The sequence below is a fragment of the Trinickia dinghuensis genome (assembly GCF_003367175.1).
Classification (GTDB): domain Bacteria; phylum Pseudomonadota; class Gammaproteobacteria; order Burkholderiales; family Burkholderiaceae; genus Trinickia; species Trinickia dinghuensis.
In genome coordinates this window covers 143117-158991 of record NZ_QRGA01000004.1, presented here as the reverse complement: position 1 = coordinate 158991, position 15875 = coordinate 143117, and the positions used below count along the sequence as shown (strand labels likewise).

15 protein-coding genes and 4 tRNA genes are annotated in these 15875 nt (G+C 65.0%); 6 read left to right on the top strand and 13 right to left on the bottom strand.

Features of this window, described 5'->3' with window-relative positions; all coding sequences use genetic code 11:
- Positions 1-66: 66 nt before the first annotated feature.
- The 4 genes from DWV00_RS07745 to tsaB are packed head-to-tail and all read right to left on the bottom strand — an operon-like array spanning position 67 to position 3174.
- Positions 67-1056, bottom strand: coding sequence for a DUF1853 family protein (locus DWV00_RS07745; RefSeq protein ID WP_115532985.1), 990 nt, complete (start codon positions 1054-1056; stop codon positions 67-69).
- A complete protein-coding gene (locus DWV00_RS07740; RefSeq protein WP_425452733.1) occupies positions 1053-2033 on the bottom strand; it encodes a uracil-DNA glycosylase in 981 nt (326 codons plus the stop codon). Before DWV00_RS07740 ends, DWV00_RS07745 begins: the two co-directional genes overlap by 4 nt.
- Positions 1931-2413, bottom strand: coding sequence for a ribosomal protein S18-alanine N-acetyltransferase (gene rimI / locus DWV00_RS07735; RefSeq protein ID WP_115532983.1), 483 nt, complete (start codon positions 2411-2413; stop codon positions 1931-1933). The genes DWV00_RS07740 and rimI overlap by 103 nt, the downstream gene beginning before the upstream one ends.
- Complete coding sequence (gene tsaB / locus DWV00_RS07730) at positions 2410-3174, bottom strand: tRNA (adenosine(37)-N6)-threonylcarbamoyltransferase complex dimerization subunit type 1 TsaB (RefSeq protein WP_115532982.1); 765 nt, start codon at positions 3172-3174, stop codon at positions 2410-2412. The genes rimI and tsaB overlap by 4 nt, the downstream gene beginning before the upstream one ends.
- Before the next feature lie 139 nt (positions 3175-3313).
- Between tsaB and DWV00_RS07725 the strand changes: the two genes are divergently transcribed.
- From DWV00_RS07725 to aceA, 3 genes are all read left to right on the top strand, one after another.
- Complete coding sequence (locus tag DWV00_RS07725) at positions 3314-3583, top strand: acyl-CoA-binding protein (RefSeq protein ID WP_115533065.1); 270 nt, start codon at positions 3314-3316, stop codon at positions 3581-3583.
- Positions 3584-4042: 459 nt separating this feature from the next.
- The gene (locus DWV00_RS07720; RefSeq protein ID WP_115532981.1) at positions 4043-5716 is read left to right on the top strand and encodes a DEAD/DEAH box helicase; all 1674 of its coding nucleotides are present in this window, start codon (positions 4043-4045) and stop codon (positions 5714-5716) included.
- A 358-nt stretch (positions 5717-6074) separates the two neighbouring features.
- The gene (gene aceA / locus DWV00_RS07715) at positions 6075-7382 is read left to right on the top strand and encodes an isocitrate lyase (RefSeq protein WP_115532980.1); all 1308 of its coding nucleotides are present in this window, start codon (positions 6075-6077) and stop codon (positions 7380-7382) included.
- 164 nt (positions 7383-7546) lie between these two features.
- On the opposite strand, the gene DWV00_RS07710 is transcribed toward aceA, so the two are convergent.
- Both DWV00_RS07710 and DWV00_RS07705 read right to left on the bottom strand, forming a co-directional pair.
- Positions 7547-7981, bottom strand: coding sequence for a universal stress protein (locus DWV00_RS07710; RefSeq protein ID WP_115533064.1), 435 nt, complete (start codon positions 7979-7981; stop codon positions 7547-7549).
- Positions 7982-8195: 214 nt separating this feature from the next.
- Entirely contained in the window at positions 8196-9098 is a 903-nt protein-coding gene (locus DWV00_RS07705; RefSeq protein WP_115532979.1) for a LysR family transcriptional regulator, read from the bottom strand.
- Positions 9099-9239: 141 nt separating this feature from the next.
- Between DWV00_RS07705 and DWV00_RS07700 the strand changes: the two genes are divergently transcribed.
- Together DWV00_RS07700 and aceB are read left to right on the top strand one after the other, a co-directional pair.
- Positions 9240-9998 carry a haloacid dehalogenase type II gene (locus tag DWV00_RS07700; RefSeq protein ID WP_115532978.1) on the top strand — a complete coding sequence of 253 codons (759 nt, stop codon included), beginning with the start codon at positions 9240-9242 and terminating at the stop codon, positions 9996-9998.
- A 103-nt stretch (positions 9999-10101) separates the two neighbouring features.
- A complete protein-coding gene (gene aceB, locus DWV00_RS07695) occupies positions 10102-11694 on the top strand; it encodes a malate synthase A (protein ID WP_115532977.1) in 1593 nt (530 codons plus the stop codon).
- 132 nt (positions 11695-11826) lie between these two features.
- On the opposite strand, the gene DWV00_RS07690 is transcribed toward aceB, so the two are convergent.
- Positions 11827-12258 (bottom strand): gamma-glutamylcyclotransferase family protein, encoded by a 432-nt coding sequence (locus DWV00_RS07690; protein WP_115532976.1) that lies wholly within the window; start codon positions 12256-12258, stop codon positions 11827-11829.
- Between the two features lie 234 nt (positions 12259-12492).
- Here DWV00_RS07690 and DWV00_RS07685 point away from each other — a divergent pair, with 234 nt between their 5' ends.
- On the top strand, positions 12493-13377 hold the full coding sequence (locus DWV00_RS07685) for an AraC family transcriptional regulator (protein WP_245964771.1): 885 nt from the start codon (positions 12493-12495) through the stop codon (positions 13375-13377).
- A gap of 91 nt (positions 13378-13468) precedes the next feature.
- On the opposite strand, the gene DWV00_RS07680 is transcribed toward DWV00_RS07685, so the two are convergent.
- The 6 genes from DWV00_RS07680 to DWV00_RS07655 form a co-directional block, all read right to left on the bottom strand.
- Complete coding sequence (locus DWV00_RS07680) at positions 13469-13948, bottom strand: GNAT family N-acetyltransferase (protein ID WP_115533063.1); 480 nt, start codon at positions 13946-13948, stop codon at positions 13469-13471.
- 191 nt (positions 13949-14139) lie between these two features.
- Positions 14140-14216: transfer RNA gene (locus DWV00_RS07675), tRNA-Asp, on the bottom strand.
- A 78-nt stretch (positions 14217-14294) separates the two neighbouring features.
- A tRNA-Glu gene (locus DWV00_RS07670) sits at positions 14295-14370 on the bottom strand.
- Between the two features lie 81 nt (positions 14371-14451).
- Positions 14452-14528: transfer RNA gene (locus DWV00_RS07665), tRNA-Asp, on the bottom strand.
- Between the two features lie 79 nt (positions 14529-14607).
- Positions 14608-14683: transfer RNA gene (locus tag DWV00_RS07660), tRNA-Glu, on the bottom strand.
- A 257-nt stretch (positions 14684-14940) separates the two neighbouring features.
- Positions 14941-15864 carry a c-type cytochrome gene (locus tag DWV00_RS07655; RefSeq protein WP_115532974.1) on the bottom strand — a complete coding sequence of 308 codons (924 nt, stop codon included), beginning with the start codon at positions 15862-15864 and terminating at the stop codon, positions 14941-14943.
- Positions 15865-15875: the final 11 nt, after the last annotated feature.

The window sequence follows — 15875 nt, the reverse complement described above, 5'->3', positions numbered from 1 at the left end:
CAGCCGCGCCGAGCAAGATCGTCCGTGCTCGGCCTCGATCAAGGGCGACCTCCGCCGGGCAACCGATCAAGCGTCTCCCAACGCGTAGGCGCGCGCCTCGTCCGGCCACTCGTCGGGCACGAGAAATCCCCGCTCCGTTTCACGCCAGCGCCCGAGCCCCGCAGGTTCGCGCTCGAACGCCGCGACCATCGTCGGGCCGGTGTGCTGCGCCAGCCGCTCGCCCAATGCGCCGACCGTCGACAACCCCGCCGCATCGACAGCCTCGTCGGCAACGGCAGGCCGCGGCGCGAGCCATGCCAAGCGCGGCAGCACGACCCAGCGAGCCGCGGGGCGGCGCGCGCAAAACGCCGGCCAGTCGCCGCGGGTCACCCAAAAGCCGCGATGGTGCGCAGGATCTAGGGCCGGCGCAACGGGCGGCGTTTCACCCCATCGGTAGAACAGCCAACCCTTGACGAACATCTGCGGCTGCCAGGGGCCGGCATGCCCCAACGCCGCGAACTCCTCGCGCGCCGACAGCGGCAACTGATGCCCCAGCAGATGCGCCAGTTTCAGGTCGAATCGATCCTGCAGATTGGGGCCGACATAATCGGCCAACTCGGCGCGCTCGCCACCCGCGTGCAGATAGCATTTGACGGCCAGCTCCCAGTGGAGACGGTGCCCGCTCGCGGTTTCCATAAGAAAATCGCACTCGCCGATCGTGCGTCCGGCCAAGCGAAGCGCCACGTTCGCCGCCACGAGCCGGCACGCCGGGCCATGCTCCAGGAAATAGCCGAGCAAACACTCGGCGTAGCGGCCCAGCCGCACGATCCGCGGGACCGCGAGCGCTTGCCGCAGATCGCTCGGATCACGCTCGAGCGCGAGCAGCCAGTCGACGGTGGCGGCCATCTCGTGCGCCGTCTCGAACACGGCGGCGAGTTCGCCCGCGGGGGGATGCCCCCGCAGCAACGGCCGGCTTCCGAGCAGCCAGGCCAGATCTCGAACGACGGGATCCGATAGCGTGTCTTGCAGCGCCTCGAGCACGGCGGCGGGTTCGACGGCCGGCTCGAGCGCGCTCATTGCGGCGCCTGTTCTTCGGCAAGCGCTTGGCGGTAGGTGTCGAAGGCAAGGCACAGATCGACCCATGCCTTCGCCTTGTCCGGCAAGCTGCGCAGCAAGTACGCGGGGTGGTAGGTCACGATCACGGGCACGTCCTCGTAGCGGTGCACGCGGCCCCGCAGCGACGAAATGCTCGCATCGGTCTTGAGCAGGCTCTGTGCGGCCACGCGCCCGAGCGCGACGATGAGCTTGGGTTTGACGAGCGCGACCTGGCGCTGCAAGTACGGCTCGCAGCGCGCGACTTCGTCGGGCTCGGGGTTCCGATTGCCGGGCGGCCTGCACTTGACGACGTTGGCGATATAGACGTTCTCGCCGCGCGCGAGCGAAAGCGCGCGCAGCATGCTGTCGAGCAGCTTGCCGGCCTGCCCGACGAACGGCTCGCCTTGCTTGTCCTCGTTTTCGCCCGGCCCCTCGCCGATCAGCATCCAATCGCCCGCGCGGTCGCCGACGCCGAATACCGTGTTCGTCCGCTTTTCGCAGAGCCGGCAGCGCTCGCATGCCGAGACGCGCGCTTCGAGTGCATCCCAGTCGAGCGCGGCGACGTCGCCCACGTCGCGCCCTTCGCTCGATGCAGCCGCTTCGGCGCGGCGAACGGGGATGGCGGGCGGCTCGTACGCGAGATCGTCCCAGGCGGGCTCGTCGATGGGCGATGGCTCGCTCGGCACCGGCACCGGCACCGGTTCCGGCGCCCGCTCGATCGCCGCGGCCGGCAAGGCCCCGAGCGGGTCCGATTGCCGTGCTTCATCCTGCGTGGGACGTTGATCGATCGACGCACCGCGCCGCACCCACAGCGTCCCGAGACCCAGTGTCTCGAGCGCGGCTTCATCGAGCGGCATCAATCGCCCTCCTTCGAAAACGTGTAGCGCATGACGAGCGCGTCTTCGCGGCCGTGCCGCCGCGCCGGGTAATAGTTCTTGCGCCGGCCGATCGTCGCGAATCCGAACTGCTCGTAAAGCCGCAATGCGCGGATGTTGGACGGCCGCACTTCGAGCAGCAGGCCGGCGAGCTGCTTGCCGCGCGTCACGCGCACGGCCTCGCGCAGCAAGGCAAGACCGGCGCCCGTGCCCTGCGCTTGCGGGGTCACGCACAGATTGAGCAGATGCATCTCGTCGACAACGGGCATAAGCACGCAATAGCCGACGAGCACGCCCGTGACGTGTCGCATGCAAATGCCGAAATAGCCGTTGCGCAGCGAATCTTCGAAGTTGCCGCGCGACCAGGGAAACTCGTAAGCCTCGTGCTCGACCGCCGCGACTTCGTCGAGATCGGCGTCCGTCATCGGCGACAGATAGCGGTCGGCCAACAACACCCCGCTCATCGCGCCTCCTGCCCACCGCGCGCCGCACGCTCGGCAAGCCGCTCGGCCGTCGTCTGCGCGACCTTGTCTCGCACGTACTCGGGCGCCGCGTGCTCGGCCGCGACCGTGCGCCCCGCCCGATAAGCGCGCAGCGCCGCCAGCGCCAACGGCCGCGCATCCGGCAGCGCCTCGCGATCGATCACCGCAGCGCGCTCGGCAACCGCCAGCCGAGCGCCGAACGCGTCCGCGGCATTGCCCGCGAGCGCGAACGGCACGTCGGGCGCGACGAGCGCTTCCGGCGAGCCGAGCGACGGCGGTGTCATCGTCTCCCATTCGCCGGCGCCGGCATTCCAGGCGTAGTCGGCCCAATACACTTGGTCCATGCGCGCGTCGAGCACGGCCAGCACGCGCGCGATCGAAGGATCGCGCAGCCGCGCGCCTTCGGCGCAAACGAGCAGCGTGCTGACCGGCACGACGGGAACGGCCAGCCCGAACGCGAGACCTTGGGCGACGCCCGTTGCCGTGCGCAAGCCCGTGAACGAGCCGGGACCCGAACCGAACGCGACGGCATTGCACGCGCCGAGCGCCAGCCCGGCTTCGTCGAACAATTCGCGCACGGCCGGCAGCACGCGCGTGCTGGAGACGGCGCCCGTCAACTCATGGCGCGCCCAAATGCGCGGCGGCGCCGGTTGCGAGGCAGCCGAAGGCGCCTCCGAGGAAAGCAGCGCGACCGAGCAATATTCGGTCGACGTATCGAGAGCAAGCAGCACGGTTGATGTCATGGGCGCTATTGTAATGCGGGTAGTGCGGCGCTCCGCCGCCCACGTGATGCGGCCGCGTTTGGAAGCATTGCTCGACCTTTCCGGCGGGAACGCTTGCTATGATCGGCGGCCTTATCGTTTTTGCATGGGAGAGAAAATCGTGAGCAACGTCGATGCGCAGTTCGAGCAAGCTCAGGTGGACGTCAAAGCCCTGTCGGAAAAGCCGGGCAACATGACGCTGCTGCGCCTTTACGCCCTGTTCAAGCAGGCCACCGAAGGCGACGTGCACGGCGACAAGCCGGGCTTCGCCGATATCGTCGGCAAATACAAGTACGACGCCTGGGCCTCGCTCAAAGGCACGGGACAGGATGTGGCGAAGCAGCAATACACCGAACTGGTCGAATCGCTGAAGAACGGCACCGCGAGCTGAGCGCGCGAGCCCGATGCCGGCCCGGGGGCCACGTTCGGCTCGCCGGGGGCCGCCCCGCCCGTATCCGGATGGGCCGGCTCGCAATGCGGCTGTCCATGGCAGTCCATGGCAGTGGCGCGCCGCAGCAAAAACCCTTATACTGCCGTCTGCGCATCACCCGCCGGCCCGTACATTAGTTCATGCGTGGCGAGTGCAGCGCGTTGTAGCGTTTTGCTCCAATCCAGTTTAGAACCTGTCCCCTTCCGCCTAGGCCCTCACAGGCCGTCTCATACCAGGCTGACGGCGACGCCATAACGGCGTCCCGTATCCGATACAGCTTCTAACGAAAAGCTCGCATTGCTTAGCGAGCTGCCCCCGTTTTTCGATTTGCTCGCGTGCGCTCATGCATGCTGAATCCGACGACTTGGGTAATGCCGATTGGCGCCGACGCCTTTTATTAGACGTCTTCTTAGGATTCACATGACTTCGAGCTTCGATTCCAGCCCGCTGAACGCCATCGCCGACGCCGCCCTCGGCCTGCACACCGATGCAGGAGCAGCCCCCGCTGCGCCCGTGGAAGCCGCGCCCGCCGATGCCGCAGCGGCAACCGACGGCACGGCAGCCGCTGCCGCGCCGTCGGGCCCCACCTTCGCCTCGCTCGGCCTGTCGCCCGAAATCGTTTCGGCGCTGACGGCAGCGGGCTACGCCGCCCCCACGCCCGTTCAGCAGCGCGCGATTCCCGTCGCTATCGCCGGCCGCGACTTGCTCGTTTCGAGCCCGACGGGCTCGGGCAAAACGGCGGCGTTCATGCTGCCCGCCATCGAGCGCTTCGCCCAGCTGCAAAAGACGCAAGCCGCGCAGCCGCGCGAACCGCGCGAAGCCGGCGGCGACCGCCGCCAGCAGCGCCGCGGCCCGCCGGTTGCCCGTCCCGGCCTGCTCGTCCTGACGCCCACGCGCGAACTCGCGATGCAAGTCACGACGGCCGCCTCGACCTACGGCAAGCACCTGCGCCGGCTGCGCACGGTCAGCATCCTGGGCGGCGTCGCGTACGGCCAGCAATTGATGCTGCTCGCGAAGAACCCTGAAATCCTGGTGGCGACGCCGGGCCGTCTGCTCGATCACCTCGAGCGCGGCCGTATCGATTTGTCGCAACTGCAAATGCTCGTGCTCGACGAAGCCGACCGCATGCTCGACATGGGCTTCATCGACGACATCGAAACGATCGTCGCCGCAACGCCCGCCACGCGCCAAACGATGCTGTTCTCGGCCACGCTGGACGGCAAGATCGGCTCGCTGACTAACCGTCTGCTGAAGGATCCGGAGCGCATCGAAATCGCGCGTCAAGCGGAATCGCGCTCGAACATCGCGCAGACGGTCCATTACGTGGACGACCGCGATCACAAGGATCGCCTGCTCGATCACCTGCTGCGCGACGAAGCGCTCGACCAAGCCATCATCTTCACGGCAACGAAGAGCGAAGCCGATCAACTGGCCGGCCGTCTGGCCGACGCGGGCTTCTCCTCGGCCGCGCTGCACGGCGATCTGCCGCAAGGCGCCCGCAACCGCACGATTCGCGCGCTGCGCGAGCGTCGCGTGCGCGTGCTCGTGGCCACCGACGTCGCCGCGCGCGGCATCGACATCCCCGGCATCACGCACGTGTTCAACTACGATCTGCCGAAGTTCGCCGAAGACTACGTGCACCGCATCGGCCGTACGGGCCGCGCGGGCCGCTCGGGCATCGCCGTGAGCCTCGTGCACCACGCCGAACAAGGCGCCCTCAAGCGGATCGAGCGCTTCGTTCGCTCGCCCCTGCCCGTCAACGTGATCGAAGGCTTCGAGCCGCGCAAGTCACCCCCCGCACGCACCGGCAACGGCCGCGGCCGTCCTGGCGGCGGCAACGGCGGCGGCCGGCGCTTCGGCTCGAACAGCGCGCCGCGCGGCAACGGCGAAGGCCGCAGCTTCGGTAGCGGCAATGGCAACAGCTATGGCGGCAACAGCGGCAACGGCTACGGCAATCGCGGTTCGAACTCGAACGGTTCGGGTTCGCGCAACGGCGGCGGCGGTTACGGCTCGCGTGACGGCTATGGCGCTCGCGACGGTCAAAGCCGCCGCGGCGACAGCGGGCGCGGTGCCCCGCGCCGCAGCAACGGCTAATCCGTTCTGACGCACGACCGCGTCAACGCTAAAAACCGGTGCCTGGCGCCGGTTTTTTTACGTCTGAATTTAATCGAACCCCTTTTTCACGATACGAAAAAATGTTTTGTGTCGTAAAAATCTGTGCTGCGTGGCACAACCCAAGACGTTGCGACATGGAAAATGGCTTTTCTCATTACGAAATAATGTGATCATGTATTTGATTTTATTGAATTAAATACATTCTCGAAACGTTCGAATCCGCCTATTCCCTCTGCTCCGATTTGCCTAGACTCTTATATAAGAGTTCGCGACCGAATGAAGGCTGCGACAAGCAAGATCACGTCCTTCTCTCATTCAAGCAACAAGGAGTCACACCATGTCACGCCAACAGCAAGCACAGCAACTGCAGGAGCAATGGGAAACCGATCCGCGCTGGAAGGGCATCAAGCGCGCCTATACGGCGGACGACGTGGTGCGTCTGCGCGGCTCGATCCAGCCCGAGCACACGCTCGCGAAGCGCGGCGCCGAGAAGCTGTGGGACCTCATGAGCAACGAGCCGTTCGTCAACGCGCTGGGCGCGCTGACGGGCAACCAGGCCATGCAGCAGGTCAAGGCCGGCCTCAAGGCCATCTACCTGTCGGGCTGGCAAGTGGCGGGCGACGCCAACGTGGCCGGCGAAATGTACCCCGACCAATCGCTCTACCCCGCCAATTCCGTGCCGCTCGTCGTGAAGCGCATCAACAACACGCTCACGCGCGCCGACCAGATCCAATGGTCCGAAGGCAAGAATCCCGGTGACGAAGGCTATGTCGATTTCTTCGCCCCGATCGTGGCCGATGCCGAAGCCGGCTTCGGCGGCGTGCTCAACGCGTTCGAGCTGATGAAGGCCATGATCGAAGCCGGCGCGTCGGGCGTGCACTTCGAAGATCAACTGGCGTCGGTCAAGAAGTGCGGCCACATGGGCGGCAAGGTGCTCGTGCCGACGCGCGAAAACGTCGCGAAGCTGACGGCGGCCCGACTTGCGGCGGACGTCTGCGGCACGCCTACCGTGCTCGTCGCACGCACGGACGCCGAAGCAGCCGACCTCATCACGTCGGACATCGACGAGAACGACCGTCCGTTCCTGACGGGCGAACGCACGGTGGAAGGCTTCTTCCGCACGAAGCCGGGCATCGAGCAGGCCATCTCGCGCGGCCTCGCCTATGCGCCGTACGCCGACCTGGTCTGGTGCGAAACGGGCAAGCCCGATCTCCAGTACGCGAAGAAGTTCGCCGAAGCGATCCACAAGCAATTCCCCGGCAAGATGCTCTCGTACAACTGCTCGCCGTCGTTCAACTGGAAGAAGAACCTCGATGACGCGACGATCGCGAAGTTCCAGAAGGAATTGGGCGCGATGGGCTACAAGTTCCAGTTCATCACGCTGGCGGGCTTCCACGCGCTCAACTACTCGATGTTCAACCTCGCGCACGGCTATGCGCGCTCGCAGATGAGCGCCTTCGTCGAACTGCAGCAGGCCGAGTTCGCCGCCGCCGAGAAGGGCTTCACGGCCGTGAAGCATCAGCGCGAAGTGGGCACGGGCTACTTCGACGCCGTCACCCAAACGGTCGAGCGCGAAGCCTCGACGACGGCACTGCACGGTTCGACCGAAGACGAACAATTCTTCGACACGAAGAAGGTGGCATAAACGACGGGACTCGCGAAAAGGGGACCAGGGAGAGCGCGAGCCCCGCATGCTTGCCGCATGCGGGGCTCGACGTTTAACCGGCCATGCCCATCGCACCGCCTAAGCCGTGCCTGCCGTGCCGGCCGATCGAGCCGCCTCAGCCCGACGCGGCCGCCACCGTCCGTTCAGCGATAAACGATCACCGGAATTTTCGTATGCGTGAGGACGCGCTGCGTTTCGCTGCCGATCAGCAGGCTGCCGAGCCCTCTGCGCCCATGCGACGCCATGAAGATGACGTCGCACCCGCCGCTCTCCGCGGCTTCGATGATGCCGAGGTAGGGCGACGGATGCACGCTCGTTTGGCTCGTGCAGCTCACGCCGGCACGGCGCGCGGCCGCTTCCACCTCGCCCAAGTGTTCGCGGGCCTCGCGCTCGCTGCGCTGCTGAAAATCGTCGGGCTGCTCGACGATGATTTCCGAAAACGGCGAGTACGGATACTGCGGCAAGCAGGCGTAAGCGGTGATGCGGGCCCCGACGGACCGCGCGAGATCGATCGCGCCGTCGATCGCCTTTTGCGACAGATCGGAGCCGTCGGTCGGGACCAGGATGTGCTTGAACATGTGGCCTCCCTTGTCGATCGCGCCCCGCGGCGCGAGCAAGTTCAAGTCGATTGTAGTGCCGCGCCGATCGCCCGGCAGGCGCGCCTCGGGTGACTCCGCATATCGGAAACCCGCGCGCCCGGCGCGCTAAGCGTCGTGACGAGGTGCGATTGCGAAGGATTGCGGCGGATTGCGATTGCTATCGCCACCGTTACCGCCATTGCTATCGCTATTCCTATCGCCAGTACCCGGGACGCTCATAGGTATGTTTGAGGAAATCGAGAAACAAGCGCACTCGCAACGGCAGATGCCTGCGTTGCGGGAACACGGCATGAATGCCGATCGGCGGTGCGGCAAACGCATCGAGCACCGTCACGAGCCGGCCCGCCGCGATGTCCTCCCCCGCTTCCCACGAAGAACGCCAAGCCAGACCGTGTCCCGCCAGGCACCACTCGTGCAAGACGGCCCCGTCCGAACACTCGAGCGTCCCCGACACTTTGATCGAGACGGTCTTGCCGTCCTGCGCGAACGTCCAGCCGCGCTGCTGATTCACGCCCGCGGCGAGCGCGAGGCAGTTATGGTGCGCGAGATCCGCGAGCGATTGCGGCGTGCCCTGCCGCGCCAGATACGCAGGCGCGGCTACGCACACACGGCGATTCTCGGCCAGGCGCAGCGAAACGAGCGACGAATCGGGCAGCTCGCCGAAGCGCACGGCGCAGTCGAACCCCTCGTTCACGAGATCGACCATGCGGTCGGACAAATCGAGTGCGATCGACACCTCGGGGTGGGCCAACGCGAACTCGGGAATCACGGGCGCCACGTGCTTGCGCCCGAAACCGGCCGGCGCCGAGATCCGGACGTGTCCGCTCGCCTTGACCCCGCCGGCCGACACGCTGGCCTCGGCGTTCTGCATGTCGTTCACGATGCGCTGGCAGTCCTCCAGAAACGCGGAGCCCTCGAACGTCAGCGTGAGCTTGCGCGTCGTGCGCACGAGCAGCTTCACGCCGAGCCGCTCCTCGAGCGCGTCCAGCCGGCGGCCGATCACGGCCGGCGCGACGCCCTCCGCCTGGGCGGCAGCCGAAAGACTGCCTTTCGCGGCCACGGCCACGAACGTTTCGATTTGTTTGAAGCGCGACATGAAGAAACAGCCCTTCCAAAAACGATCGATCGGTTGATTATGTATCAAAAAGTCAAAGATAAAGTGACGCCTGCGGACTTTTTCTACGTCCAAGTCACAAATAGAATACCTTCCTGACCTTAAGTACAGGAGTGCTGGGCCATGACCACAACCTCGTCCTCGTCTTCAATGCGACGTTTCCCGAAAGCCGTGCTGTTCGACGCTTACGGCACGTTGTTCGACGTGCACTCGGTGGTGGCGGCGGCCGAGCAGCTGTTCCCCGGACAAGGCGACGCCCTCTCGCAGCTATGGCGGCTAAAACAAATCGAATACTCGCAATTGCGCACGCTGGCCGATCAGAACGGCTCGCACTACAAGCCGTTCTGGGACGTGACGCTCGACGCGCTGCGACATGCCGCGCGCCGTCTGCGCCTGCCGCTCGACGCGGCCGGCGAAAAGCGCTTGATGGATCAGTACGCATGCCTGTCGGCCTTTCCCGATACGGCACCGGCCTTGCGCGCACTGCGCGAATACGGCGCCGCGCCGAGCGGCCGCTCGCTCGGCCTCGGCATTCTCTCGAACGGCAATCCCGGCATGCTCGATATCGCGGTGAAGAGCGCCGGCATCGCCGACCTATTCGATCACGTGTTGTCCGTGCACGCGGCCCGGGCCTACAAACCGGCCCCTTCGGCCTACGCGCTCGGTACGCGCGCGTTCGACGCCAGTGCGCGGGAAATCGTCTTCGTCTCGTCGAACGGCTGGGACGTGGCCGGCGCCGGCTGGTTCGGCTACACGACGTTTTGGATCAATCGAGCGGGGGCGCCGCTCGAAGAGCTGGAATCGAAGCCGCGCGGCATCGGCACGAGCATGTCCGACCTTGTCGACTTCGTGAAGACGCTCGCGCTGACCGAGAAGGATTGATGCGCATGGATTCGCCCGCCACAGCCCGAACGCGCGAAGACATCGCCCTAACCGTTGCAATTGCTATTGCTATTGCCATTTGACCGACCAAAGGAGACTTTCCATGGCGAACACGCTGTCGTTGCCCCAAGGTATGCAAATCACCGGTGAAATCGAGCCGGGCTTCGAGACGATCCTCACGCCCGAGGCGTTGAAACTCGTCGCCGACCTGCACCGTACGTTCGAAGCGCGCCGCCGCGAGCTGCTGCAAGCACGTGCCGAGCGCACGCGGCGGCTCGACGCCGGCGAGCGCCCCGATTTCCTCGCGCAGACGAAGGCCGTGCGCGAAGGCGATTGGAAGATCGCGCCGCTGCCGAAAGACCTCGAATGCCGCCGCGTCGAAATCACGGGCCCCGTCGAGCGCAAGATGATCATCAACGCGCTGAACTCGGGCGCGGACTCGTACATGACCGACTTCGAGGATTCGAACACGCCCAACTGGTTCAACCAGATCACGGGCCAGTTGAACCTGAAGGACGCCGTGCGCCGGACGATCTCGCTCGAGCAGAACGGCAAGACGTACAAACTGAACGAGAAGACCGCGACGCTCGTGGTGCGCCCCCGCGGCTGGCACCTCGAGGAAAAGCACGTGACCGTGGACGGCCAGCGCGTCTCGGGCGGCATCTTCGATTTCGCGCTGTTCCTGTTCCACAACGCGAAGGAGTTGATCGCGCGCGGCAGCGGCCCCTACTTCTATCTGCCGAAGATGGAGAGCCACCTCGAAGCCCGCCTGTGGAACGACATCTTCCTGGCGGCGCAAGAGGCCGTCGGCCTGCCGCGCGGGACGATTCGCGCGACGGTGCTGATCGAGACGATTCTTGCGGCGTTCGAGATGGATGAAATCCTGTACGAATTGCGCGAACACAGCGCGGGCCTGAACGCCGGCCGTTGGGACTACATCTTCTCGGCGATCAAGAAGTTCAAGAACGACAAGGACTTCTGCCTGGCCGACCGCTCGCAGATCACGATGACCGTTCCGTTCATGCGGGCTTACGCGCTGCACTTGCTCAAGACATGTCATAAGCGCAATGCACCGGCCATCGGTGGCATGAGCGCGCTGATTCCGATCAAGAGCGATGCGGCCGCGAACGAGAAAGCGATGGGCGGCGTGCGTTCGGACAAGAAGCGCGATGCGACCGACGGCTACGACGGCGGCTGGGTGGCTCACCCGGGTCTCGTGCCGCTCGCGATGGAGGAGTTCGTCGCCGTGCTCGGCGACGCGCCGAATCAAATCGCCAAGCAGCGCGAAGACGTGCAAGTCACGGCGAAGGACCTGCTCGACTTCCGCCCCGAAGCGCCGATCACCGAAGCCGGCCTGCGCAACAACATCAACGTCGGCATCCACTACCTCGGATCGTGGCTCGCCGGCAACGGCTGCGTGCCGATCCACAATCTGATGGAAGACGCCGCGACGGCCGAGATTTCACGCTCGCAAGTGTGGCAGTGGCTGCGCTCGCCGAAGGGCAAGCTCGAGGACGGCCGCAAGGTGACGGCGGATCTCGTGCGCGCGCTGATCGCCGAAGAGCTGCCGAAGATCAAGGAATCGGTTGGCGGCGAGACCGCATCGTACGATCGCGCCGGCTCGATCTTCGAGCAGATGTCGACGTCGGAAACGTTCACCGAGTTCCTGACGCTGCCGCTGTACGAGGAAGTCTAAGCAGATGGAAAAACGGCGGCTGGGCATGGAGCCTGACCGCCGCTTGCGCTGCCGTGCCGATGTGCAAATCGCACGCGGCACGGCATTTTCGTTTTCGTCTTCGGGAGTCTTCGGGCGTCGCTTGGGGATCGCTCAGCGGCCGTATTTCAGCGCACCGACCGAGTCGCGCGCGAGGCGATAACTGATCCAATCGCCGGCCTCGATGCGCGCGCGCCCGCCTGCCGACACCTCGTCCACAGGATAGAAGAAGCACGGGAGTTCGCGGCCCGCCACGGCAACCGTGATCTCACGCGATTTGAACAGCGTGTCGACGCCCGGCTCCACGCCTTCGATGTCGTCGAGCACGGGCACCAGCGCCTCGTCGATCTCATAGACATCGCCCCGCACCGGTCCCGCCGCCTCGTCGCGCACGAGCCCCGGATAATCCCCCAAGTCGTACAACCGCCCGACGACCGCTGCCCGGCCGACCAGCCGCGGCGCCTTGACGCCATGGCGCGCGGCAGCCAGCCCGATATCGTTGATTTCACCTGCTCGCAGCGTGCCGTACACGAATACGTATCGCATTTGCCCTCGTCCTTTGTTGTGTGGGTTTGTACGCCGCCGGCAGCATGACTCGGTTCGATGCTTGGGGACTTCGCCGGCGAACGTTCGGCGCCGACCATGTTGCGGTGGTTGACGTAGCCCCGCTCAGTCTCGGCTAGCGCATTATGCATGTCGAATAGGACCGGCGCACATACAATACTCGTCACAGTCGCTTCCCATGCGCATAGGCTTTCATTTCACCAACGGCTCTTCGCCTTGAGCACGAACGAAACCGCTGCACCGGCGACCGCCCGCGTGCACTTGCTCGACATCCCGCCGTCGGTCGCGCCCACGCCCGCGCATCCGATCCGCGTGCGCGCCCGCCCGATGCCGGCCGGCGAACGCATCGCGATGCATATGCATGCGTGGGCACAGCTCGCCTACGCCTCGCGCGGCGTCATGCGTCTCGCTATCGAGGACAGCACGTGGATGGTCCCGCCCTCGCGGGCGATCTGGGTGCCGCCGCGCGTGCCGCATGAGGTCGTCATCGTCGAGCAAGCGTATCTGCGCACGCTCTATATCGATGAGTCCGTCATCCCGGCGGGGCTCGATGCGTGCCGTGTCGTCGACGTATCGGGGTTGTTGCGCGAAGTCATCGCCGCGCTCGGCGCCGAGGGCTTGGACGCGGGCCGCGAGCGCCTGCTCGGCACGCTCGCGCTCGATGAGATCACGCGTTCGGAACCGCTGCCGCTGTCGGTGCCGATGCCGACCGAGAAGCGTCTGCGCGCGCTGTGTGAAGCGCTGCTGGCCGATCCCGGCAACACCGACCCGCTCGAATACTGGGCTGCCAGCGTCGGCGCGAGTACACGCACGATCGCGCGGCTGTTTCGCCAAGAACTCGGCATGAGCTTTTCGCAATGGCGGCAGCAAGCCGTGCTGGCTCGCGCGATTCCGCTGCTGAACCGAGGCCGCGCGCTCTCGCAGATCGCGCATGAACTCGGCTACCAGAGTCAGAGCGCGTTTTCGGCGATGTTCCGGCGCGCGTTCGGCGAAAGCCCGCGCGCCTTCATGATGCGCGACGGCGAACAGGCGCCCGAGCGCGGCTCGGCGGCGGACGACGACGATTTCGACGGCACGCTGGACGCATCCGAAGACACGTGATCGACGCCTGCGCACGCACCACCGGATCGCTCAGCACCCGACGGCGGCGTGAGCCGGCGAGTCAGCGGGTTAGTCGGTCACTCGGTCGAATTCAAACGCGCCGCGTCATATGGCGGATGGCGCCCAGTTGGGCGAGCCGCGGCCCCGCCACTCGATAACCCATCCGCAGGTACAAGCGCGCGGCAGGATTATCGACGAACACGCGCAATTGCAGTTCGCGCAGCCCGCGCTCGCGCGCCCATTGAAGCGACATCTCGAGCAGGAACGTCCCCGCCCCTTGACCGCGATGGTCGGCTGCGATTTGGACATCGCGGATATGCAGCGAATCGCCCTCCTCGGTGAGCCGCAGCAAGCCGATCGGCTCGTTGTCGACCTCGAGGATGAAGTTCTCCGATTCCTGATAGCTCGCGAAAAAGAGATCGGCTCGCCAAGCCAATCGATGCCGCTCGTAATAGCGGCCCATGTTGGTACGCGTAAGCGCTTCGGCGAAAGCGAAATCGCTCATCGACGCCTCGCGCAGCTGAAACGGCGAGGGCGCGTATTGCAATGGCGCGTCGGTCGGATCGAACATCGTAGCCGGAACGAAGGAAACCGTGATCACAGTACGGCAGCCTCGGGCGTCTTGCAATGGCGGATTGTCCGGTCTCGTACGAAGACTTGGGCCATGCTGACGCGGTGCACCGGTATTTCTTGCGTGTGGAACGTGTATGGAACGTGCGAGAAAAAAGCCCGTTCGAATCTTATTCGAACGGGCTTCTTATTTGGCGGAGTGGACGGGACTCGAACCCGCGACCCCCGGCGTGACAGGCCGGTATTCTAACCAACTGAACTACCACTCCAATCTTGCATCTTCGCTCGCGGACGTCAGTTTGTTTCCGCAAGCCGCGGCGCTTCAATTCCGAAGCACCGCCGATGTTTGGCGTCCCCTAGGGGATTCGAACCCCTGTACTCACCGTGAAAGGGTGATGTCCTAGGCCTCTAGACGAAGGGGACAACAGGTACTGCTCAACCTACTTTACTGCTTACACTTTTATTGAAAAAGCCCGCTCAAGCGATACCTGAACGGGCTTTGTCTGGCGGAGTGGACGGGACTCGAACCCGCGACCCCCGGCGTGACAGGCCGGTATTCTAACCGACTGAACTACCACTCCTTGATTGCCCATCATACCCGCGAACGTCAGTCTCGTTTCGCAGGCCGCGACGCTTCGATTCCGAAGCACCGCCGATGTTTGGCGTCCCCTAGGGGATTCGAACCCCTGTACTCACCGTGAAAGGGTGATGTCCTAGGCCTCTAGACGAAGGGGACAAAATCTTTTCACTACCGCTTTCGCCGCTCAACTTCCGTCAACAGCGAAGAACGCTATTCTAACTCGTCGATTAGCATTTGTGAAGTTTTTTCTTTCAGTCACTGCCCTTCGAAAGCACTTCACAACCGCCTACCGACCGAATCGCGCAATATACGACTTCACGCGAAAACTAGAACAGCAGAGCCTCGAATTATACGCACAGCTTGCGCGCGAGCGCAAGCTGTTTCGGGGCGATCGCAGCCGCGGCTGACCGCGACTACTCGCTGCCCGGGTTGTTCGCGCTACCGAGCACGTGTCCGTTCACGGTCTGGCCGTACATCGAATTCGGCGAGTCGTGATACTTCTTCCGCGTTTCCTGGACCGAACCTGTGAAGCGGGGATCCTGCGGACGCTCGTGACTATCCATGAACAGCGCCACGTCCCACGCTTGCTGATCGGTGAGCGTACCGCCCAGACCCAGCGGCATGTTCGCCTTGACGAACCCGGCGGCATTCTGGACTTCATGCATGCCGGCACCCCAGTTGAACGATCGATCGCCCCAGAGCGGAGGGAAGACCGTTTTCCCCTCGCTGCTCTGCCCTTGTCCGTCCGCGCCATGGCACAGCGCGCAGTGCTGCGCGTACACCTGCTCGCCACGCCGGTAATCGGCCTTCCGCGCGGGCGGCGCGAGTTTCGGATACCCTTGGCCCGCGAGCTTCTCGCCCAACGGCGCGCCTTTCGCGAGCCAGTACGAGTAGGCCTCCAACGCAACCAGCACCGGGTCGCCCAACGGCGGCGCCTTGCCGTTCATGCTGAAGCGAAAGCAGCCTTGCATCCGCTCGGCAAACGTATTCACGTGGCCGTTCTTGCTGCGATAGGCGGGGTATGAGATATAGGCCGCCCAGAGCGGGCTCGAATCCGCCTTGCGTCCGGCATCCAGATGACAACTCGCGCAGTTGAGCGAGTTGCCGACGTACTTGCCCGCGAACTGGCGGGTGTGCATGAAGATCTGCTCGCCCAGCTTCACCGACTTGCCGAAGTCTCCGCTCGGCATTGCGGTCTCGGGCGGCGGTTCGAAACGCCGCGCTGCCGAGGCGTCGCTCGCGGCGGCGGAGTCCGCTGCCCACACGATATTCGATGCGCACGTCACGCCCGCGATCAGCGCGACGAACACGGCCCGGCTTCCGCATGTTCTTCTCATCTCTTCTCCCC

Excerpts from the sequence above, each read along its gene's own strand:
- DWV00_RS07745 (WP_115532985.1), bottom strand. The coding sequence starts at position 1,056 with ATGAGCGCGCTCGAGCCGGCCGTCGAACCCGCCGCCGTGCTCGAGGCG.
- tsaB (WP_115532982.1), bottom strand. The coding sequence starts at position 3,174 with ATGACATCAACCGTGCTGCTTGCTCTCGATACGTCGACCGAATATTGC.
- DWV00_RS07680 (WP_115533063.1), bottom strand. The coding sequence starts at position 13,948 with ATGTTCGATCCGACCGACGCGCCATTGCAATACGCGCCCTCGCCGTTT.
- aceB (WP_115532977.1), top strand. The coding sequence starts at position 10,102 with ATGGCGAACACGCTGTCGTTGCCCCAAGGTATGCAAATCACCGGTGAA.
- DWV00_RS07720 (WP_115532981.1), top strand. The coding sequence starts at position 4,043 with ATGACTTCGAGCTTCGATTCCAGCCCGCTGAACGCCATCGCCGACGCC.
- DWV00_RS07655 (WP_115532974.1), bottom strand. The coding sequence starts at position 15,864 with ATGAGAAGAACATGCGGAAGCCGGGCCGTGTTCGTCGCGCTGATCGCG.
- DWV00_RS07705 (WP_115532979.1), bottom strand. The coding sequence starts at position 9,098 with ATGTCGCGCTTCAAACAAATCGAAACGTTCGTGGCCGTGGCCGCGAAA.
- DWV00_RS07710 (WP_115533064.1), bottom strand. The coding sequence starts at position 7,981 with ATGTTCAAGCACATCCTGGTCCCGACCGACGGCTCCGATCTGTCGCAA.
- aceA (WP_115532980.1), top strand. The coding sequence starts at position 6,075 with ATGTCACGCCAACAGCAAGCACAGCAACTGCAGGAGCAATGGGAAACC.
- DWV00_RS07700 (WP_115532978.1), top strand. The coding sequence starts at position 9,240 with ATGACCACAACCTCGTCCTCGTCTTCAATGCGACGTTTCCCGAAAGCC.
- DWV00_RS07690 (WP_115532976.1), bottom strand. The coding sequence starts at position 12,258 with ATGCGATACGTATTCGTGTACGGCACGCTGCGAGCAGGTGAAATCAAC.
- rimI (WP_115532983.1), bottom strand. The coding sequence starts at position 2,413 with ATGAGCGGGGTGTTGTTGGCCGACCGCTATCTGTCGCCGATGACGGAC.